Annotated in this window: 15 protein-coding genes; 11 read left to right on the top strand and 4 right to left on the bottom strand. The window is 50.9% G+C overall.

Annotation, left to right across the window (positions count from 1 at the left end; all coding sequences use genetic code 11):
- Window positions 1-103: 103 nt before the first annotated feature.
- From I8J30_RS06400 to pyrB, 3 genes are all read left to right on the top strand, one after another.
- Window positions 104-2,074: a glycoside hydrolase family 127 protein gene (locus I8J30_RS06400; protein WP_210656470.1), complete on the top strand. Its 1,971-nt coding sequence runs from the start codon at window positions 104-106 to the stop codon at window positions 2,072-2,074.
- Window positions 2,075-2,232: 158 nt separating this feature from the next.
- Window positions 2,233-3,585, top strand: coding sequence for a TrkH family potassium uptake protein (locus tag I8J30_RS06395; protein ID WP_210656468.1), 1,353 nt, complete (start codon window positions 2,233-2,235; stop codon window positions 3,583-3,585).
- A gap of 82 nt (window positions 3,586-3,667) precedes the next feature.
- Window positions 3,668-4,588: an aspartate carbamoyltransferase gene (gene pyrB, locus I8J30_RS06390; protein WP_210656465.1), complete on the top strand. Its 921-nt coding sequence runs from the start codon at window positions 3,668-3,670 to the stop codon at window positions 4,586-4,588.
- Between the two features lie 68 nt (window positions 4,589-4,656).
- On the opposite strand, the gene map is transcribed toward pyrB, so the two are convergent.
- Window positions 4,657-5,403, bottom strand: a complete 747-nt coding sequence (gene map / locus I8J30_RS06385) for a type I methionyl aminopeptidase (protein ID WP_210656463.1) — start codon at window positions 5,401-5,403, stop codon at window positions 4,657-4,659.
- Window positions 5,404-5,554: 151 nt separating this feature from the next.
- Between map and I8J30_RS33905 the strand changes: the two genes are divergently transcribed.
- From I8J30_RS33905 to I8J30_RS06360, 5 genes are all read left to right on the top strand, one after another.
- Window positions 5,555-7,936, top strand: coding sequence for a helix-turn-helix domain-containing protein (locus I8J30_RS33905; protein ID WP_210656461.1), 2,382 nt, complete (start codon window positions 5,555-5,557; stop codon window positions 7,934-7,936).
- A 198-nt stretch (window positions 7,937-8,134) separates the two neighbouring features.
- Window positions 8,135-9,082, top strand: a complete 948-nt coding sequence (locus I8J30_RS06375; RefSeq protein WP_210656459.1) for an ABC transporter permease subunit — start codon at window positions 8,135-8,137, stop codon at window positions 9,080-9,082.
- 14 nt (window positions 9,083-9,096) lie between these two features.
- Entirely contained in the window at window positions 9,097-9,987 is an 891-nt protein-coding gene (locus tag I8J30_RS06370; protein WP_210656457.1) for a carbohydrate ABC transporter permease, read from the top strand.
- Between the two features lie 106 nt (window positions 9,988-10,093).
- Window positions 10,094-11,674, top strand: coding sequence for an ABC transporter substrate-binding protein (locus I8J30_RS06365; RefSeq protein ID WP_240547944.1), 1,581 nt, complete (start codon window positions 10,094-10,096; stop codon window positions 11,672-11,674).
- Between the two features lie 102 nt (window positions 11,675-11,776).
- Complete coding sequence (locus tag I8J30_RS06360; protein ID WP_210656453.1) at window positions 11,777-13,876, top strand: right-handed parallel beta-helix repeat-containing protein; 2,100 nt, start codon at window positions 11,777-11,779, stop codon at window positions 13,874-13,876.
- A 623-nt stretch (window positions 13,877-14,499) separates the two neighbouring features.
- Here the strand turns inward: I8J30_RS06360 and sdaAA are convergent.
- From sdaAA to I8J30_RS06345, 3 genes are all read right to left on the bottom strand, one after another.
- The gene (gene sdaAA / locus I8J30_RS06355) at window positions 14,500-15,393 is read right to left on the bottom strand and encodes an L-serine ammonia-lyase, iron-sulfur-dependent, subunit alpha (RefSeq protein ID WP_210656451.1); all 894 of its coding nucleotides are present in this window, start codon (window positions 15,391-15,393) and stop codon (window positions 14,500-14,502) included.
- Window positions 15,390-16,088, bottom strand: coding sequence for an L-serine ammonia-lyase, iron-sulfur-dependent subunit beta (gene sdaAB, locus I8J30_RS06350; RefSeq protein WP_210656449.1), 699 nt, complete (start codon window positions 16,086-16,088; stop codon window positions 15,390-15,392). The genes sdaAA and sdaAB overlap by 4 nt, the downstream gene beginning before the upstream one ends.
- Before the next feature lie 118 nt (window positions 16,089-16,206).
- Entirely contained in the window at window positions 16,207-17,007 is an 801-nt protein-coding gene (locus I8J30_RS06345) for an AraC family transcriptional regulator (RefSeq protein ID WP_210656447.1), read from the bottom strand.
- Between the two features lie 140 nt (window positions 17,008-17,147).
- Here I8J30_RS06345 and I8J30_RS06340 point away from each other — a divergent pair, with 140 nt between their 5' ends.
- The 3 genes from I8J30_RS06340 (at window position 17,148) to I8J30_RS06330 (ending at window position 22,034) form a co-directional block, all read left to right on the top strand.
- Window positions 17,148-17,933: a sugar phosphate isomerase/epimerase family protein gene (locus I8J30_RS06340; RefSeq protein WP_091221217.1), complete on the top strand. Its 786-nt coding sequence runs from the start codon at window positions 17,148-17,150 to the stop codon at window positions 17,931-17,933.
- A gap of 28 nt (window positions 17,934-17,961) precedes the next feature.
- Entirely contained in the window at window positions 17,962-18,981 is a 1,020-nt protein-coding gene (locus I8J30_RS06335; RefSeq protein ID WP_091221214.1) for a Gfo/Idh/MocA family protein, read from the top strand.
- 215 nt (window positions 18,982-19,196) lie between these two features.
- Entirely contained in the window at window positions 19,197-22,034 is a 2,838-nt protein-coding gene (locus tag I8J30_RS06330) for an alpha-mannosidase (RefSeq protein WP_210656445.1), read from the top strand.
- Window positions 22,035-22,061: the final 27 nt, after the last annotated feature.

The raw sequence follows: 22,061 nt of genomic DNA, 5'->3' as shown, positions 1-22,061 counted from the left end.
AATAAATATGGATTTGGAGAAGGTGTTATTATATTCCATGTCGAAGAAACAGGGGGAGGTTTGACTACAAACGACATAAAGTCAGAGGAGATTAGAATCTACGATGAGCAAGTTAACACAAGTGAATTGGAAAGAAGTATCGCTGGGCGAAGGCTTCTGGGGACAATGGCAGCATACTAACGCTCGCGCTACGGTAAATGCGATTTATGATCGTTTCCATGAAACAGGGCGAATCGATGCCATGCGCCTCTCTTGGCAAGAAGGAATGGACAATAAGCCGCATATTTTCTGGGATTCCGATGTTGCGAAGTGGATGGAAGGCGCAGCTTACATCTTGTATTACCATCCGGATGAAGAGATTAGCAAGAAGCTGGAAACCGTCATTGACTATATCGAGCAGGGACAAGACGAGGATGGTTATTTCAATTCGTATTTTTTGACATGTGAACCGGTGAATCGTTTCAATGACCGCACCGCACATGAACTCTATACTGCAGGCCATATGATGGAAGCGGCTGTTGCTCACTTTTATTCAACGGGCAGTAAGCGCTTTCTGAACATCATGACACGTTTTGCGGATTTTATTGAAAAAGCGTTCAAGCTTGAAGGAACAGCTAACTATTCGGCACCGGGTCACCAAGAGATTGAATTGGCACTTGTTCGGTTGTGGCAGGCTACAGGGGAAGATCGTTACTTGGAGCTCTCGAAGCATTTTATCGATATCCGCGGCACGCAAGCGCATGATCGGATTTTCTCCGTGAGGAACGGAACTTGGCCGGCGAGCCCGCCGCTTAACAGCCAATTATTATACAACGATACGTATGCGCAAGACGATGCGCCGGCGCGTGAGCTGCCTGCAGCTGCAGGCCATGCGGTGAGAGCGATGTATTTCTATTCGTCGATGGCGGATATCTCCCGGGAGTATGGCGATAAGGAGCTATACGAGGCTTGTTTGCGTCTTTGGGATGATGCAACGCTGCGGAAGATGTATGTAACCGGCGGGGTGAGCGCGGAACGATTCGGCGAAGCCATCGGCGCGGCTTATATGCTGCCTAATCAGAGCTCTTATGCGGAGACATGCGCTTCGATCGCCATGGCATTCTTCGCGCAACGGATGTTCTCCATTGAGCCGGACGCGCGGTATGCGGATATCATCGAGCGTCAGATGTATAACGGCGCATTAGCAGGACTGTCGCTCGATGGGACAGGGTTCTTCTACGATAATGCGCTGCAATCCGTGCCTGCACACAATGATTTCTTGAAAGGCGTGCATGATACTCGGAATTTGTTCCCTAACTATCGGCGTGAGCGTGTATTCGAATGCTCCTGCTGCCCGCCGAACATTCTGAGGTTCATTGCTGCAATTGGCGAATACGTCTATGCCACCCAGGAAGATACGTTATATATCAGCCAGTATGTGCAGAGCAAAGCGAATATCAAGCTGGCTTCCGGATCGATGCAAGTTGAACAAACGACGAATTATCCATGGACAGAAACGGTACAGGTACAAGTTGGCGGCGAGTCTGTCGAAGGCGCAGCTCTTGCGTTCCGCATGCCGGGCTGGTGCACGAACCCGACGGTTTCGATCGACGGCACAGTGGTGTACAGCAGCAACGCAATCGCAGACGGTCTCGTATTGAAAAACGGCTATCTGCATATCCCTGTAAGCTTGATGACGGACGGTGCCGTTTCGCTCAGCTTCCCTATGCCGGTCGTTGAAATGGAAGCGAATCCGCTTGTCATGGAGAGCGCAGGTAAAGTCGCGCTTATGCGCGGACCTGTCGTGTACTGCCTGGAAGCCGTGGACAATCCGTTCAATATCTTCGATATGACGATTCTGAGCCAGCCGGAGTACAGCCATTCTACTCATGACATTAACGGCGTGCCGATGGTCATGCTTCATGGAAATGCAGCGGTGCGCATCAGAGACGATTGGAATCAAACGCTGTATCGTCCGAGCGGTTCCAGATATACGCACGTATCGTTTACGGCGGTCCCTTATTTTGCGTGGGCCAATCGCGAACCGGGCGAAATGGCGGTTTGGCTTCAGAAAGAATCTAACTTATCCGGATAATCCATCCATACCTTATGCCTAGGCTGCCCTCGTGGGCGGCCTTTTTTGTCTAGTTTGGAAGCTTGTGTCGATAGGAAGTTGTATCCAAAAACAATGTCGATTACACTAGAAGAGTTCGCATTTCTATCCGGTCTACATAAGGAGTCACGTTCTTACTTATGCTCAGGAGATTAATTCGTAAAATGTCGCCCGCGAGGCTGATCGTATCTGTTTATGTACTGGGTATTCTCTTCATCACGCTGCTGCTCATGCTGCCGGTCAGCTGGAAGCCGGGCGTGCGTTTGTCATTCATTGACGCTTTATTCACGGCCGCCAGCGCCGTGAGTGTTACGGGGCTCACAACGGTGAGCACAGGCGATTCCTTCAGCGTCTTCGGCGCGGCTGTCCTTATCTTTGCCTTCCAATTCGGCGGGATCGGCATCATGACGCTCGGCAGCTTCTACTGGTTCTTGCTTGGGGAGAATATCGGTCTGCTGGAGCGCAAGCTCATTATGATCGATCAGAACCGGAACCAACTGGCCGGACTCGTTCAGCTGATGAGGCTTGTCTTGCTGCTGACGCTTGCGATCGAGCTGCTTGGAACGGTCATATTCGGCATTTATTTCTATTCGACCGGCGAGTCGGATACGATATGGAGTGCTTTCTTCAATGGGGTGTTCCATGCGGTTTCCGCGTTTACGAATGCGGGCTTTGACTTGTTTGGGGACTCGCTTATTCGGTACTCCGACGATTATTTCGTACAGAGCGTAACGATGGCGTTAATTGTGCTTGGTGCCGTTGGATTTCCCGTTCTTGCCGAAGTGACGGAATGGGCGAGGAAGAAGAACAAACGGTTTCGGTTTTCCTTATTCACGAAGGTTACGATGGTTACGCACGCCGTGCTTATCCTGCTGGGCCTCGTAGTCATTTGGCTGACGGAAGCGGGCCATTCGTTCGCGGGTATGCCTCTCCATCAACAGCTGATGAATGCGTTGTTCACTTCCATTACGTCACGCAGCGCCGGCCTTACCATCATCGATATGTCGTCGCTGCATCAGGCGTCGCAGCTGCTCATCTCGGTATTGATGTTTATTGGGGCGAGCCCATCAAGCGTTGGCGGAGGTATCCGAACGACGACGATCGCCGTTATAGTGGTTGTGATGATCAATTTTGCAAAAGGCGAGAAAGAGGTACGGCTGTTTAACCGCTCCATTAGCAAGGATGACGTTTATAAGAGCTTCGTGTTTTTTGCGATGTCCGTGCTGCTCGTTATCGTCGGTATATTCGCCGTACTTATGGCGGAAGCGCATCGATACGATCTCTCGGCCGTACTGTTCGAGGTCACGTCTGCGTTCGGTACATGCGGGCTGTCTACTGGCATTACGGGGCAGCTGCATATTTCAGGCAAAATCACGCTTATTCTTCTGATGTTCATTGGTCGAATCGGGATGTTCTTGTACTTCTCCTTGTTCACTTCCGGCAAGAAGAAGCCGGATATAAAGTATCCCGAAGAGAAGCTGATTATCGGTTAATGCATGGCTTGATACCATTTGAATGTGCTTGCGAGCCTGGCTTATAATCGTATGGACAACGTGCTAAAGGGGATGGCGAAGAATGAGTGGATTGTATCATGTACTTGGAGCGAAGCAATTCGATCGAGCTGAGTTGGATGGGCTGTTCGAATCAGCGAAAGGGATGGAACAGGTAGCGCGAGAAGGCGGCAATCAGCAGTTCCCGAATAAAATAATGAGCACGCTCTTCTTCGAAGCGAGCACGCGTACCCGCTTCTCCTTCGAATCGGCCATGCACCGACTGGGCGGCCGCGTAATCGGTACCGAGAATGCGAGCCAATTCTCGTCCACGATTAAAGGAGAAACGCTGGAGGATACGATCCGCATCATTTCGGGGTACAGCGATCTCATCGTCATGCGCCACACGGATATCGGAGCTGCGAAACGCGCGGCAGCGGTATCGAGCGTTCCGGTCATTAATGCGGGGGACGGCTCCGGCGAGCATCCTACTCAGGCACTCCTTGATTTGTACACGATTCAGAAGGAATTCGGACGCATCGATGGCTTGCATATCGCCATGATCGGAGACCTGACTTATGGTCGAACCGTACATTCCTTGAGCTACCTGCTGGCGAATTACAAGGATGTGCATCTGACGTTTATCTCACCGGATAATGTGCGCATTCCTTCCTATGTGAAGCAGTACTTGGATGAGAAAGGCGTATCCTATGAGGAAACGATCGATCTTGCGGGCATTGCGAAGACGGCTGATGTGTTCTACCAGACTCGGATTCAGAAGGAGCGTTTCCCTTCGCCGGAGGAGTACAGCAAGGCGGAAGGCAAATATATCATCGACCGAAAGCTGCTGGATGAGATGAAGGCGAGTGCGATGATTCTTCATCCGCTGCCGCGTGCCGGCGAGATTCATCCTGAGGTAGACAGCGACCCGCGGGCGGCTTATTTCAGACAAGCGCAGAACGGATTGTATATCCGGATGGCGCTTGTGGAGAAATGTTTTTCTTAGCCATCGAAAAGGCTGTATCCGGCAATGCGCTAACAGAGCGCATTCCGGATACAGCCTTTTTCACGTTGCTATTGTTTGGTAAGAATGATTGGACCTTCATCCGTAATGGCGATGGTATGCTCGTATTGAGCGGAGAGTCCGCCGTCCATCGTGCGTGCCGTCCATCCATCGGAATCGATCTTGCTTTGCCATACGCCGGTGTTCAGCATCGGCTCGATGGTCATGACCATCCCGGCTTTCAGCCTAATTCCGCGTCCGGCTGGGCCATAATGCGGCACTTGCGGTTCTTCATGCATATCCTGCCCGATGCCGTGGCCGATAAATTCACGAACAACGGAGAAGCCTTCCGCTTCGGCATGCTTCTGGATTGCGTTCGATACATCGCCCATGCGGTTGCCCACAACGGCTTGCTCGATCCCTTTGTACATCGCTTCTTCGGTAACCTTGAGCAGCTTCTTCGCTTGCGCGGATACTTTGCCTACCGCATAAGACCAAGCGGAGTCAGCCAGCCAGCCATTCAAGTTGACGACCATGTCGATGGTAACGATATCGCCTTCCTTCAGCGGCGTTGCCGAAGGGAAGCCGTGACAGATGACGTCGTTGACGGAAGCGCAGGTTGCGTATGCGTAGCCCTTATAACCTTTCTGCTCAGGCTTCGCGCCGTGCTGCTCCATAAATTTCTCAGCAAATTGATCAATTTCATTGGTCGTGATGCCGGGTTTAATCATGTTCGCGATTTCGCGGTGGCAGGCAGCGAGAATTTCGCCTGCTTTGCGCATATGCTCGATTTCATCTTTGGTTTTAATTATGATCATGTTACACCTCTTTAATGGCTAATTATAATGAAAAAAACGGCCTTCGTAAAGAAACCGACTTTACGACGCGGCTCTAAATTGATCTAGCAGACTGAATCAACATTTGACATAATAGGAGATATGCGAAGTTCCGTCTAAAGGGGGAGCAACTGTGAAAGGCTTCGGTATCTATAAGTCGAAAAAATACTTGCAGCGTGTTTTAATCTCCATCATGCTTTCCATGGTTGTCGTGCTCATGGCGCTGGCCGTTGCGAATACGTATGTGTTGGAGGACTCCGTAAGACGCAACCAAGAGCAGTCTAACCTCAAGGTATTATCGCAAATTCAATATAACCTCACTTACATGAACGAAATTATCACGCATCTGTCCAACTACGTCAATAAAGACAATCAGCTTGCGACACTCCTGTTCGACATGAAGCTGCCTAAGATGGACTTTATACGCGGCTATCAGCGGATGTCGAGCATTATGGAGAGCGCTTCCTTTCTGCATTCCATTGCAATCTATAATCACACGCAAAATGAAATTTACGGCACGACAAGCGCCTTCCTGCTGGATGGCGGCAAAACAAAATCGAGCATCCGCGACTGGCTCTTTAATCCTTCGAAGCCCCATCCAACGTCAAGACTTATTCCCGTCAGCCTTGAGAAGGCAGACGGAGGCATCGATGCTTTTGCTTTTCTCGTTACGAATTCACTTAAACCGTTCTCCAGGGCGGAATCGGCGATCATTCTGTACATCAAATCCGATTGGGTATTCGAAAGCTTGAAGAGGATGGATGCGGTCAGCAATGACAAAGAGGGCAATGAAATTTACATTGCCGATCAAGACGGCCATCTCTTTTCCTCGGATGATGCCGTAACCGATCAGGACAAGGCCAAGCGAGATCAGATCAAACAGCTGGTCCAGCGAGATAAAGCCATGAACCAGCAGCAATCCGGCTTTGTCGTTGGGAAGATCGATGGCAGCAAGCAGCTTGTATCCTATATGGATGACGGAGTTCGCAACTGGACGATCATCTACGTGCAGTCTTATGATCTGATGATGAAGGATGTTCGTTCAACTCGGACGAAATCATTCGCCATTACGGGTATTTTCCTGGTGCTGTCCATCGGCTTATCGATTTGGCTGTCCTACAAGCTGTATACGCCGATTGAACGAATGCTGCGCCGTATTCGCCTGCAGGCACCGAGAGGGGGATCGAATGCAACGCCATTCGACGGCGATGAGCTGCATTTAATGAGCGACAATTATATGCAGCTCTCGCATAAGCTGCAGGAAATCAGCTCGGAGCAAATCGTGAGCAAATATTATTTGCGCAAGCTGCTGACGGACAGCAGTCTGTTTACGCACCATGATATGCTCGAGGTGATCGAGAAGCATGGGCTTGGCATCTCGGTTAAGGATGAGCTGCTGGTCTGCGTCCTGCGGATCGATGAATTCCAGGCCTTTGATCGCAATACGACAGGAGCTGCGAAGAAGCTCTACAGCTTTGCGATTGTTAACATCGCGCATGAAATCATGGCTAAGCAGCATCTCTGCGAAGTGGTTGAGGTGCGAGGCGACCATGTGGTGCTGATCGTGTCGAATCAGTCTGCGGGCGCCGGAGAAGGCGACCATGCTGATCGTGCTTCGGAGCCGGCAGCAACGCTTGCCGAGCAGGTCGTCCCGATTATCAAAGACATTCAACAAACGATTCTCCATTTCTATGGGATCTCACTCTCATGCGGTGTAAGTGATTCGATTCCACAATTTCCATACATTTCGTCGGCCTATAACCAGGCGCTGCAAGTGTGTAATTACAAGATCATCTATGGCCATATGGCGGTGATAACCCCCGATCAGATCAAGGAGAATTTGTTCAACAAGCAATCCGCTATCCCGGATGTCATTGAACGCAAGCTCTCTGAGGCGCTGAAGAAAGGCCAAATGTCCGAGGCGGGAAGCGAGCTCGAGAAGGCATTTACTATGCTGGCGACGTTCGGATATGACGATATGCTTAGAGCCGTCTCGAACTTAGCCTGGGTGGTGAAGAATACGGCGGCGGAGATCGCGAATAACCGGGTCATCAAATTTGATGTCGATTTGGAATACGCGACTCTAATTACGCAGGAGAAAGAAACGCTGGAGGAAATGTATATCGCGCTGCTGTCGCTTTGCGCGAGAATCTGCGAAGGCCAGCGCCCGGCAACGATGGAACGAAACGATATGATTCTGGAGACGATCAAGGAATTGGTGGAACAGAAGTATGCCGATATCAATTTAAGCCAGCAGTCCATCGCGGCTACCGTGAAGCTGTCTTCGGCATATATCGGCAAAATGTTTAAGGACAGCACCTCGATGTCCATTACGGAATATATGAATGAGGTACGCTTGAAGCATGCACAGCAGCTGCTTGAAACGGATGATTATACCGTCATCGAAATTATGGAGAAATGCGGGTATTCGAATCCGAGCTATTTCTTCCGATTGTTCAAAGGGAAGTTTGGAAGCACACCGAAGGAATATCGGATGAAGAAATCCATCTCATAACGGACTTGTCTATGGACCGCCGTTCCCAATTCGCCTTTCGAGGCGGCGGGAATGGCGGTTTTATTATGTCCGTAGGCCAGTAAAATGCATAAATTCGAACATTTTACACGTGCCGGATACAGCTTTTCGAAAATCGTATTCTATATTTCGTTGCCCTGGCATGGCAACATGAAGGTCAGAAGGAGGAGGTCACAAGTCATGAGGAATTCGGGACAAAGCAGCAAAGGAAACTGGCTAGGTCGAGAATGGCGGCATTTGCGCAAGAACAGAGAGCTGCTGCTGCTCGCCGTGCCGGGCATTCTTTACAAATTAGTAATCAATTATTTCCCGATGGTCGGTTTGATTCTTGCGTTTAAGTTCTTTCGGTATGATCAAGGCATCTTCGGCAGCAGATGGGTAGGCTTGGATAACTTTGAGTTTCTCTTTAAATCGCAGGATGCTCTGCGTATCATTCGAAACACCTTGTTGTATAACTGCGTGTATATCGTGCTTGGCACGGTAACCGCGCTGCTCTTCGCGCTGCTGCTTAATGAAGTATCGGGGCGAATGGTGAAAATTTACCAGACTGCGATGTTTCTGCCTTACTTTATATCGCTCGTCCTTGTCGGCTATATAGCCTACGCCTTTCTGGAGCATAAGAGCGGTTATTTGAACAATATTCTGCAGAACATCGGGATGGAGCCGCATAAATGGTATTTCGAGACAACGCCATGGCTCTTTATCCTGCCGTTGGTATCGGTATGGAAAGGTGTCGGCTTCTCCACGCTCGTCTACTACGCCGGCATTATGGGCATTAACAGCGAATATTACGAAGCGGCCAGACTCGACGGTGCTTCCAGAGTACAAATGATGACGCGAATCACGCTGCCGCTGCTGAAGCCGCTTATTATTATTTTGTTCATTCTCGGTTTGGGCAATATTTTCCGCGGGGATTTCGGTTTGCACTACTTTGTACCTAATAACGTGGGACTTAACTTTGCGACGACAGACATTATCGATACTTACGTTTATCGTGCACTTACGAAGCTGGGTGACATTAATTCAGGCGCGGCTGTCGGATTCCTGCAGTCTGTGGTCGGCTTGGTGACCATTGTATCGGCGAATTATTTGGTGCGTAGAGTCGATAAGGACAGCGCTTTATTCTAGGAGGAATTGTGATTATGTCGAATGCGAAATCCATGCAGCAATCCAATTGGTTCATCAATGCATTTTTCCTTATTGTCAGTGCGCTCATTGTGCTTCCGTTCTTGCTCGTCATCGCCGTATCGATTACCTCCGAGAACAGTCTCGTTCAGAACGGATACCGCTTCATTCCGAGTGAGTTTAGTTTAGAGGCATTTCGGATCGTGCTGAAGCAACCGACCATTATGCTCCGCGGCTATGGCGTCACGATTGCCATTACGGTGATCGGCACGGTGATTGCGCTGCTGCTTACCGCGCTTACCGCGTACCCGATCTCTCGGCGAGATTTTCGATATAACCGCCCGCTCACGTTCTATGTGTTCTTTACCATGTTGTTCAGTGGTGGATTGATTCCGTTCTATATTTTGATGACCCAGTACTTGCATCTGAAGAACACGCTCGGCGCACTCATCATTCCGCTGCTGCTCAGTCCCTACAATATTCTCATTATGAAGGGCTTCTTGGACAAGATCTCGCTAGAAATCATTGAATCCGCAAAAGTAGACGGCTCCAGCGAAACACGGATATTTATCCAAATCATACTGCCCTTATCGACGCCTGCACTTGCAACGCTTGGACTGTTCATTTCTTTCGCCTATTGGAATGATTGGTTCACGTCCTTGCTCTTTATTGATAACGATAAGTTCGTGCCGCTGCAGCTGCTGCTCGTTCGGATTTTGTCGCAGATCGAATTTCTCGCCAACTCACCGCTGGCTGAAGCGGCCAGTAAGCTGCAATTCGCCAATTTCCCTACGCTGTCAGTCCGAATGGCGATGGCGATTCTGGCAGGCGGACCGATGCTCGTGATCTTCCCGTTCTTCCAGAAGTTTTTTGTGAAGGGCATCACAGTAGGATCCTTGAAAGGGTAACGGCATTTCATGAGAGGGGGTGAGCGGGCAAGGGACTGTGAAGTTTGTTATTGCTTAAATACAAGGTATGGGGTTAACTAAAAACGGAGGTGTCTTTCAAGTGAAAATGAAATCATCGTCTACTGTGCTTAAATGGTGTTTACTACTTCTATGCTTCAGCATCATTGCCGCTTGCTCCAGCAATAACAACGGGAATAACAAGAACACGAATGCGGCCGAGAATACGGCTGCAACGGATACAACCAATACAACGACTGAACCGGCTGCGAACAATACGGCAGAAGAGCCGGCCAAAGAAGAGCTGCCGGAAGTGAAATTGACGTTCTACTATCCGAGTAACCCGCCAGGTCCGGATCAACAAGCCGTCAATGATGAAATCAATAAATATTTGAAAGAGAAAATTAACGCAACGGTTGATTTGAAGCCGCTTTCTTTTGACGAATACGATCCGAAGCTGAATACGATCATGGCTGCCGGCGAAGAATTCGACGTCGCATGGGGCTCCAAGTACTGGCTGCTCAGCTATCAAGCGAATATTGATAAAGGCGCACTGCTTGAACTTACCGACGACATGATCAGTAAATATGCACCAGAAGCGCGCGCCAATATTCCGGATAAATTCTGGCCGGATATGAAAGCCAATGACGGTAAAGTGTACGGCTTCCCGGTATACCAGGTTGCAGCTAAAACGAAGAGCTTGGTCATTCAGAAACGTTTTGCCGACAAATACAACCTCGACGTTAGCACCATTCATACGTACAAAGACATTGAACCATTCCTGAAACAGATTAAAGAAGGCGAACCGGATGTTATTCCATTCGGTATGGGCATGAACTCATGGGGCATCTATACTAGCCCTGATTGGGTTGGCACGGATGGATTGGCCGTTTCCTACAAGAAAGACGACGCGAACTATTCCATTTTGACAGGTGAAGAGCAAATCAATACGAAGAAAGAATACTACGAAACGATGCACAGATGGTATAAAGCAGGCTACATCAATGAGGATGCTCCCATTCTCAAAAACTTCGGAGACCTGGAGAAGAAAGGCAATGTCGCGGTCGGTATCGAATTTACAACAAAGCCGGGCGGCGAGATTGATGAAATGAACAATAACGGCGGCAATGAAGTCATCTATGCTCCGATTTCCGACAGCTACTTCACGGGGATTGCCAGCGCGATGCAAGTCATCAGCAAAACAAGCAAAAACCCTGAACGCGCTTTGATGTTCATCAACCTGTTAAACACAGATAAATACCTGTACAACTTGATTTGCTACGGTATTGAAGGCAAACACTACACGAAGAAAGACGGCGACTACATCGAGCCGATCAAAGATTCCGGCTATGCGCCGAATGTAGACTGGGTATTCGGCAACCAGTTCAATGCTTACCTGAAAGCGCCGCAAACGCCTGATGTATGGCAAAAAACGATCGACCTGAACAACAGCGCCATGGTTGCGGCATCGTATGGCTTCTCCGTTAATCAGGATCCGATTAAATCCGAGCTTGCGAATACAAATGCGGTTAACAATGAATTTGCAACGGCACTGGAAACAGGTGCCGTGGATCCTGCCGAAATTATGCCGAAATACATCGAGAAGCTGAAAGCGGCAGGCCAAGAGAAGATCGATCAGGAAATTCAGAAGCAATGGGATGAGTTCCTTGTGAAGCAAGGCTTGAAATAATAAGACGGATGATTAGTTAGTAAGAGGTAAAAAAGCCAAAGAGGCAGAGGGAGCAGTCGTGTACCTTTGCCTCTTTTTACATGGAACGGGAGGGTTATTCAGATGGAGTTGTTTGTTTCGGTTAAGAATGGCGCTGATGCCAACGCGGGAGCGACTGCCGAGGCGGCTGTTCGGACACTTGAACGTGCCAGAGAGCTGGTACGGATGAAGCTGGCTGAAGGCTATAAGCAGGACATTACCGTTTGGATAAGCGGAGGGCGGTACGAATTGACGGAACCGCTGCGTTTTGATGAGGGGGACTCCGCTCCTGAAGGTTATTCGGTGACATATCGCAGCGCTGCACAGGGTGAAGAGGGTGCAACAATTAGCGGCGGAAGCGCGATTACAGGTTGGGAGCCTTACGATGCCAATATCTATCGTGTCCGTCTGAACGAAGGTTGTGCCATTCATACGCTCTATGAGAACGGTGAACGCGCATTGACGGCGAGGAGTCCGAAACAAGGTTACCATGTCGTTGCCGGTAAAGGAGACGGTGATTCGAGAAGCGGTTTTCGATTCCTTAAGGATGATATACCGTTGTTCGAACATCATGCTGGCGGTGCGCAGGTTCATATTTGGCCCGGTGAAGGCGAGTGGAATTGGTTTACGGAAACGAAAACAATCGATCGTATTAACTGGGAAGAAGGGTTTATTTCGTTCAAAGAACCTGCACCGTGGGGGATCGACCAAGGTTCGCGGTACAGAGTGCAAGGCGCGTTGTCAGTCTTGACGGAACCGGGGGAGTTTTACTTCGATGCTTCCGGCGGCGAGCTCTATTATTATCCGAGACAGCTTCCGATTGAGGAGCAGGTCATTGTGGCTCCGGCTATGAACCGTGTGATTGAGCTGGTGGGCGGATCGCATGACAAACCGGTGAAAGGCATTGTGCTGGAAGGCTTGACGGTGGAGTGCTCCGATTATGCTCGGGAGTATCGAATGCCGGACAGCAACTGCGAGCGCGCGGAGAGCAGACATGGACTCGTTTATCTTGAAAATGCTTGCGGAAGTTCAGTGAGGGGCTGCCACCTTCGAAACAGCGGTTTTAGCGGCATCGTACTGAATGGGTATTGTCAGGGCAATGAAATCTCGGGCAATCTGATCGAGCATACCGGCTACAATGGGATTTATGTTATCGGCATCGCCCCGGGAGAAGGCGATTATGCCAGCGCGGAGCAGGCTGATGTGAGCAAAGGGAACCTCATTTCGAATAATTTGATTCGTTTCGGCGGTGAACTGGTGGGCCATAGCTCCGGCATTCAGCTCTATCAAAGCGGAAGCAATGAGGTATCCCACAACGAAATTCACGGCATGCCGAGGTATGGCATTTCGCTGAAAGGCTTAAGGCAAGGGGCGATGGAGTCGTCCTATTACGGGACGGAGGTTACGTGGGAGAATCATTGGGATTTTACCCATACACGGAACAACCTGATTACTCGCAATAACATCTGGGATGTGATGAAGGACAGTCAAGATGGCGGGATGCTAGAATCTTGGGGGGCTGGAACCGGCAACCGGATTATCGCCAATCGGTTCCATCACAGCGGCATCTATTTCTCCTTCGGCTTCTGCATTTACTTGGACGATGCATCGGATTACTATCAGGTCTCGCATAATGTGATCCATGATTTGTACAGCGCCGGCAGCGGAGTATTGTGGTTCGTTATTTTCTCCAAAGGCATCGGCAACCGCATCGAGAATAATCTGCTTGTGCGCAACGATGCGCGGGCTGCCTTCGGCACACAAGAAATGGCCGGCGAGGCGAATCGCGATGTTACGATACTGCGTAACGTTGCCGTGAACTCCGGTGACCAGCTGTATCATTTCGTCAATTGGAAGGATGATCGACTGCAGGAGGCGGACTTCAATCTCTATGCGAACGGAGCGAAGGAGCTGACGGTAAGCGGAATCTACGGAGATGACAAAAGAGGGCTGGTGCCGATCCCGTGGGAAGCTTGGCGCCAAATGATGGATGGCAAATTTGATGCCCACACCTTGAACAGCGATCCGATGCTGATCACGGAAGGGGAGGGTGGCAGCGTGCAATTCTCGCTGGATCCGGGGTCTCCTGCCTATGGACTCGGCTGGGAAGCGATTGACATGAGCGGCATGGGCCTGAAGGAAAGCTTCCCGTTTCCGCGGGAGTGGAGGTTACGGGACTGCTAAGCCATGAGGCGGCGGGATGGGGGATGCGCGGGGTTCGCCGTCCTTCACCACGCTAACGCGAACTCTCGCCCGTGCCACACTGCACTAACTTAACACGAACTCTCGCCTAAGCTTTACAGCACTAACTTAACACGAACTCTCGCCCAAGCCACACCGCACTAAACGCTAACACGAACTCTCGCCTAAGCCACACAACACTAACTTAACACGAACTCTCGCCCTAGCTTCACAGCACTAACTTAATACGAACTCTCGCCCAAGCTTCACAGCACTAACGCTAACCTCACGCCCGACCCCACCACGCTAACGAATCGTGGAGGTCTTATTTTGGAGAAATAGGCACTTCAATTATTCTAACGAATCACAGAGGTCTTATTTGGACCGAAACAGGTAGAAATGCACGAGTTTCGGGCGAATAAGACCTGTAGGATTCGTAAGAATTTCAAATCGTTGTGTTTGGACCAAATAAGGCTTCTACGATTCGTTAGTGCGGAAAAATTTAACTTTGTGCTGCCAAACTGCCATCGACAACCGACTAATTGCCAACTACCAGCACCAGCCGACCGCCACCAGCCGATCACAACCAACCGACCACCAACCGCTAAACATTTGCACCAAGCAAATTACTGCGGCTGCGGTTTCTTCTTATTCTTCAGATCGCTCATAATTTTGCGGCCAGTCGGCGTTTGGGCCAGGCCGCCGCCGGCCGTTTCGCGGTGGATCTCCGGCATGGCTGAGCCAACCTCAAGCATTACCTGAATGACTTCGTCGGAGGGAATTACGCTGCGTACACCGGCGAGCGCCATATCCGCGGCAGCCAGTGCCGTAACGGCGCCGAAGCCGTTGCGCACGATGCACGGAATTTCAACGAGACCGCCGACTGGGTCGCAGATGAGCCCGAGCGTATTCTTCAGCGCGAGGCCGACGGCATGGATCGCTTGCGCGGGTGTGCCGCCTCTTAGCTCCACGAGCGCGCCGGCCGCCATGCCGATGGCCGAGCCTACCTCGGCCTGGCAGCCGCCTTCGGCGCCGGAGACGAAAGAATTGTTGGCGATGACATAGCCAATGGCGCCGGCGGCGAATAAGGCATAGACCAATTCTTCGTCAGCCAAGCCAAAGCGCTCCTGGGTGCTGACGAAGACGCCGGGGATGATGCCGCAGGAGCCCGCCGTTGGCGTTGCGATGATGCGGCCCATGGAGGCGTTCACCTCAGACACCGCGAGCGCATACGCCATCGCATCGCTGGCCGATCCGCCGAGGCTCGGCTCAAGCTCTTGTCTCTTCGCGAGCACACGCTGTGCATCAAGGCCGGTTAGCCCGCTGCGCGAGGTTGTATTCTCGTGCAAGCCGCGGCGGACCGCTTCTTTCATGACGCCGTAATAAGCGGTCATTTTGGCGAACTCGTCCTTAGCCTGCTTGCCTGACTCAGCGCTTTGCTCCTCCAGCATCAGTCTGCCAATGGAAAGTCCGCGCTGCGCGCACAGCTCGCCAAGCTCCGATAACGTCCGAAAATTCATGATGTACCCGTCCCCTCTGTTTGACTAAGATCCACGGTATAAATGGTTTGCACATGGTTGATTTGTTTGATTGTCTCCAGCAGCGGAGCGGGCAGAGCCGCATCCAGCTCAATTACCGTCAGTGCAGCGCCGCTTCGGCCTTTGCGATCAACGGACATATGACCGATGTTGACGCTTTCCGATTTCAACAAGGAAGTCAGATCCGCGATAACCCCAGGGCGGTCCGCATGCCGGATAACGAGCGTCGGATAGTTTCCGGTAAGCTTAACGGCAAACTCATTTAATTCGACGATTTCAATATTGCCGCCTCCAATGGAGGTTCCTATCAACGATAGCTGCTGCGGGACAGGCTGATCGACGGATAAGACGAGTTTGACCGTATTGGGATGGGAGAAGAGTCCTTTTCCCTGTTCGAACGAAATAGCAACGCCTCGATCACTCGCGATATCAAGCGCTTGCGGAATGCGATAATCATCGGTGGCGAATCCAAGCAATCCGCTGACAATCGCTACATCCGTACCGTGCCCTTGATAGGTAGCGGCAAAGGAGCCATAGAAAATAATTTCTGCCTGATCCGGAACGCCGCCCAGAAGCTGACTGGCAACAAGTCCGATTCGGACTGCGCCGGCGGTATGAGAGCTGGAAGGTCCCACCATGGAGGGGCCGATAATGGAGAATACGTCTTTGAATCGCATGCGGGCAGCGACCTCCCGAGTAGTATGAATAAGTGTAAGCAGGCTGTTCGGACATAGGCTTACGCTATTGTTTCCAAGTAGAGCCCAGTGAACTCATTGCCAAGTTAGTAGCGGGCGGCTAGCTCAGCCGATAGGCTGCGGGGGACACGCCGTACTTCTGACGGAACACCCGATAAAAGTAAGAATAACTGCCGAAACCGCAAGTAACCGCGATCTGCTCCAAGGTCATGGTGCTGTATTTGATCCGATCGATGGCCATGGATAATCGAACATTTTGGGTATACTGAATGATGGTCATGCCATAGCATTCCTTGAACAGATGGACGGTGCGCGATACACTGAGGCGTGCGCACTCGGCAACCTCGGCAATCGTAAATGAGCGCGCGGCGTTCTCGTCGATGAAGTTTTTCATGCGCGTGGCGACAAAGGATTTCCCTTGAAACACCGACTGCGTTGTAATCGCGCGGTCAATGCAGAGGCAGAGCGAGCGCAGCAAATAATCGGACAGCTCTTGATCCTCTGCTTCAAAGCGCCGTTTCTCCAAGATAAGGGCCTGCCAAACCGACAGCCACCGCTCATCCGGCACAACCTTTACCCGCTGGGGGCGATCCTTGCGGCTCCACCACTCGTCGAGCCAGCTCCCTCGGCAGATGACGTAGTAATCGCCGCTTGAAATCTCGGTTTGCTGCTCCTCTTCTTCTTGAGAGTGGCTAGGCGCAATGTTCAGCTGGTAGTAGTCACCCGGCTTAAAAAGCAGCAGATCACCGGCTTCAATTCGCTGCATCCGTCCATCGACGAGCGCCTCGCAGCTGCCGTCCATTTGTAATCGAAACACATAGGCTCGCAATCCGTCCCGATTGATGATCTGAAAGGGCTGTGAATGATAGGAGTAATTACAGCTCATTATTTCGGTAATCAAAGGTCTCTCTCCATTTTGCAGCAAAATTGTACATGTCACTGTTATATAATACATCTACGAACGCCTTGATATCCACTATAATGATTGTCAGATTGGTCAACTAACCGGGCTTGACGCCGATCAGGCGTTCATCCGTCATCATGAAAGGAAGATCACTAGTGAAAATCGGATTACAATTGTTTACACTGCGTGACGATACAGCTAAAGATTTCAGAGGCACGCTTCGCCAAGTAGCGGCAATGGGTTATGAAGGCGTTGAATTTGCAGGTTACGGCGATATTCCGGCTGAAGAAATGCGCGACCTACTGCAAGAGCTTGGCCTTGAAGCATTCGGAAGCCATGTTGGCTTGCAGCAGCTTGAAGAGAACATGGAAGAACAAATCCAATATCTCAAAACAGTTGGCGCACGTTATGTGATCTGCCCATGGTTGTCCCCCGAGCAATTGGCTGGCGGAGAAGCATTCTGGCGCGAGCTGATCGCGAAATTCGCAACCTTCGGCGCTCGTTTGCGCGAAGAAGGTTTGCAATTCTGCTACCATAACCACGACTTCGAATTTGCCGCTGAAATCGACGGCGAATACATTTTCGATGCGATGTATACGAAAGTCGATGCTGATCTGCTTAAAGTGGAAATGGATATCGGCTGGGTGCAGTACTCCAATCAAGATCCGCTGGCTTATATCGCAAAATATGCCGGCCGTCTGCCGCTGCTTCACTTGAAAGACTTCCGCAAAGAAACATCCGTCAACCATATCGACACCGTCGAGCTTGGCAAAGGCGATCTTGCGCTGAACGATATTATCGACGCGGCTAACAAAGCAGGCGTTGAATGGTTGGTTGTGGAGCAGGACAGCTGCGCTAACCCGCCGCTTGAGTCCGTACAAACAAGCATGGAATGGCTGAAAGCAAACGGCCATAAAGCATAATTATTGATCAAAGGGAGAGTTACCGAACATGAAGAAAATTAAAGTAGCCGTTGTAGGCTGCGGTGCGATCGCTCAGCGCCGTCATATTCCCGAATATGCAGCTAATCCGAACGTAGAGTTCGTTGCATTCGTAGATCCTGTAATCGAACGCGCAGAAGAATTTGCAGAGAAATACAATGCGAAAGCATTCGCAAGCTATGAAGAAATGCTCAGCGTGATTAAACCGGAAGCCGTCAGCGTTTGCACACCGAACTATCTGCATGCACCGGTAACGATCGCGGCTGCTAATGCAGGCGCTCACGTCCTTGTGGAGAAGCCGATGGCTTCCACGGACGAAGAAGCAGCAGCGATGATCGAAGCTGCAAGCAAGAACGGCGTTTATTTAATGGTTGGCCACAATCAACGCTTGATGCCTCCGCACGTGAAAGCAAAGCAGCTTCTGCAAAGCGGCGCGCTTGGCCGTGTATTGACGTTTCGCACCTCCTTCGGCCATCCCGGTCCTGAAGGCTGGAGCGTAGACGGCAAAGGCAGCTGGTTCTTCCGTAAAGAAGAAGCAATCATGGGCGCTATGGGCGACCTGGGCGTGCACAAATCCGATTTGATCCGTTACCTGCTTGACGATGAAGTTGCGCAAGTTACGGGCTATATCGGTACGCTTGATAAAGAAGGTACGGATGTTGACGATAACGCGACTTGCTTGCTTCGTATGAAAAGCGGCGCAATCGGCACGCTTGTGGCGAGCTGGACGTACTACAAAGGCGAAGACAACTCCACTGTATTCTGGTGCGAGAACGGCGTTATGAAGATCGGCACGGATCCGAAGGATCAAATCATCGTCGAGCTTCGCAACGGCACGGTTGAACGTTACAACGTAGGTGCCATCAGCACAAACGATAAACAAGAAACAAGCGGCGTTGTCGATGCGTTCATCGAATCGCTTCTGACAAACACCAAACCAAGCATCTCCGGCGAAGAAGGTCGCAAATCGCTTGCCGTCATCCTGGCTGCATTCGAATCGCAAGCGACAGGCCGCGTGATTTCCCTCTAATACGTTTCTTACACAACTACGATGACCCGCAGGCAGCACACTTGAACATTCAAAGTGACTGCTTGCGGGTCATTTTTTCGTTCTGACACGCTAAGATTACCTCATCATAATTTAAAAATTCCTTATTGTGGGCATGGACTTGGAACGCTATGCTAAGCTTGTGCCGTTTGTGCTGATTTTCTTCAAATCCGATTCAGAGAGGAAAGGAATTGAATATGAACGAAACGAGAATTAGACGACTTATCGGACCTGAACCGCAATCTTATTGGGATGATCTCGAATTTAGCGGACGCAATGAATGGAATGATCGCATTCTCTCGCAGCTGGTATTCGCTCAGGAGCTGTCGAAGGTGAATGGACAAAAGTATGATGCGGTGATCGCAACTACGCTTGATTACATAGAACAGCGCATCGCGGAGGATGGAGCCATCGTAAAGCAAGCAGCGCTTGAGGCAGAGCGCATGCTGGAAAGCTTGGCTGCGGATGCGAAGAGTTACGACGTTATTGCAGTATCCCATGCGCATATCGATATGAACTGGATGTGGGGTTGGGATGAGACGGTTTCCGTCACGATTGATACGTTCCGTACGATGCTCAATCTGATGGAGGAGTATCCGGAGTTTACGTTTTCCCAATCGCAGGCATCGATTTATCGCATTATTGAGCAGTATGCACCTGCAATGCTGGAGGAGATTAAACAGCGAGTAACCGAAGGGCGCTGGGAAATTACAGCCTCGCACTGGGTGGAAGCGGACAAGAACATGCCAAGCGGCGAGAGCCTGGCAAGGCATATTCTTTACACGAAACGCTATCTTAGCCAATTGTTTGCTATTGAGCCTGACAGCTTAAATTTGGATTTCGAGCCCGATACGTTCGGACATAGCTTGCAGGTGCCGGAAATATTATCGAATGGCGGCGTGAACTATTACTACCATTGCCGGGGCGCTGAAGGAGATCCGCTTACCCGCTGGGAAGGCCCGTCAGGTAAGTCGGTCATCGTCTACCGTGAGCTGACCTGGTACAACGATTTTGTACGTCCTGTTTTCACGTCTTATGTACCGGACATCTGTCGGAAAACCGGCTTGAACTGTTACCTGTATGTATATGGAGTAGGAGATCATGGCGGCGGGCCGACCAGACGTGACTTGAACCGTCTGCGGGCGATGCAGGAATGGCCGATTTGCCCAACGATACGTTTCGGCGGTTATGCGGATTATTTCAAAGAAGCGGAGCGGATCAAGGATCGGCTGCCGGTAGTGAAAGGCGAGCTGAATGTCGTCTTCACAGGTTGTTACACGTCCCAGACGCGCATTAAAAACGCGAATCGAGTCTCGGAAGCAACGCTTAACGAAGCAGAAATGTTCAGTTCGGTAGCCGCAGCAGCACATGGAGCCGTTTACCCGGGAGCATCTTACGAGGAAGCGTGGCGCGGTGTCATGTTTAATCAGTTCCATGATATTCTGCCGGGCTCCGGCGTTATCGAAACACGCGAGCACGCGCTGGGGTTGTTTCAGAATACGATGGCGATTGCCGGAACGAACCGAAAGCTCGCGCTTGAACGCATCGCGTCCGATATCGATACATCGGAGATTGAAATCGGCCATACAGCTGCAAATACGGCGCAAGGTGCGGGTGTCGGCTTTGGGACTCGCGATTTCAAGATTACGCAGGTAGAACGAGGAGCCGGAAGCAATCGGATCGTTCATATCTTTAATTCTTCCCTTCAAACGAGGGAGGAAACGGTCGAGATTCTGCTCTGGGATTGGAAGAGCCCGATGAAGTCGATTGTCGTGAAGACGGCTGCAGGCGAGATCGTGCCAAGCCAGGTGCTGGATAGCGGTCGAAATGCCTATTGGTCGCATGATTACTTGCGATTGCTTGCGCAAGTGAAGGTGCCGGCTTGCGGCTACGGTACCCTGATTGTTTCCGAAGGAGACGGATACTCCTCGCAAATCGTCATTGGTGATCCGCGGGTTGACCGGGATGAGGATTACTCGCTCGAAAATGAATTTGTGCGGGCTGTTTTTGATCCGAGAGATGCGTCTGTCATCTCCTTGACCGACAAGCGAACCGGTGAGGAACTGATTGATCCGGCCAGACCGGCAGGGTTATTCCGACTTATTCAGGAGGATCCGAGCAAAGGGATGGCGGCCTGGTGGGTCGGGCGATTTATGCAAATCGACAGCCTTCATGAGCGGGTTATCTTGAAGAAGACGGTCTCCGGCGATCTGCGGCAAACGATCAGCTATGGGATGAAGTTCAAAACTTCTTCATCGCTTCACGTCACGGTTTCACTGGATGCAGGGAGCAGAAGCCTCGATTACCATGTAGAATGCGACTGGCAGGAAGCGGGCAGCAGAGAGGTTGGTATTCCGCAGCTGCAGTTTTATTTTCCGGTTGGCTATACGAGCGAAACCTATAAATATGATGTTCCGTTCGGGACGATTGTCCGTGAAGACAGGGATATCGAATTACCGGGCAACAGCTTTGTGCAGGCATTGCGCGCTGATCATGACAATAAGCCATCCTTGTTCATCGTGACCGGCAACAAGTACGGTTTCCGTGGAACGGATAATTCGATGTCCGTCTCGCTCATTCGCGGTTCGTATGAACCCGATCCTTATCCGGAGCTTGGCAATCACCATCGGATCAAGCTGTCCGTTTGTTTGGCGGAAGCAACGGCGTCGAGCCGCGACGTCATTGAACAGGCATACCGGCTGAATCACCCGATGAATGTCCTGTCAGGCACGAAGCGGTCAGGGTCAAAGCCTGCTGATGCGGGGTATATCGAGCAATTGGATGATACGGTTGCCGTATCGGCGATTAAGGTCCCGGAAGGAAATAGCGGGGCGAGCTGGATTATTCGGTTGTACGAAGCGGATGGCAAGCGTACGACGGCTTCGTTTAAGCTCTTCCAAGGCGCTGTAAGAGCTTACGCGGTCGACGTGAACGAGAACCTGATTCCGGGCGATCATTCCGTTGCGCTTGCGGGCGATCGGCTGAATGTGGAAGTAGCGCCTTATTCACTTACGGCCGTACGCATCGATTTCTAAACGTACTCATCATAAAAGGCTAGCCCC

Source organism: Paenibacillus lignilyticus, assembly GCF_017942085.1.
GTDB lineage: Bacteria > Bacillota > Bacilli > Paenibacillales > Paenibacillaceae > Paenibacillus_Z > Paenibacillus_Z lignilyticus.
Note: the sequence above shows the minus strand (reverse complement) of the source record. Positions and strands in the feature narration are given on the sequence as shown.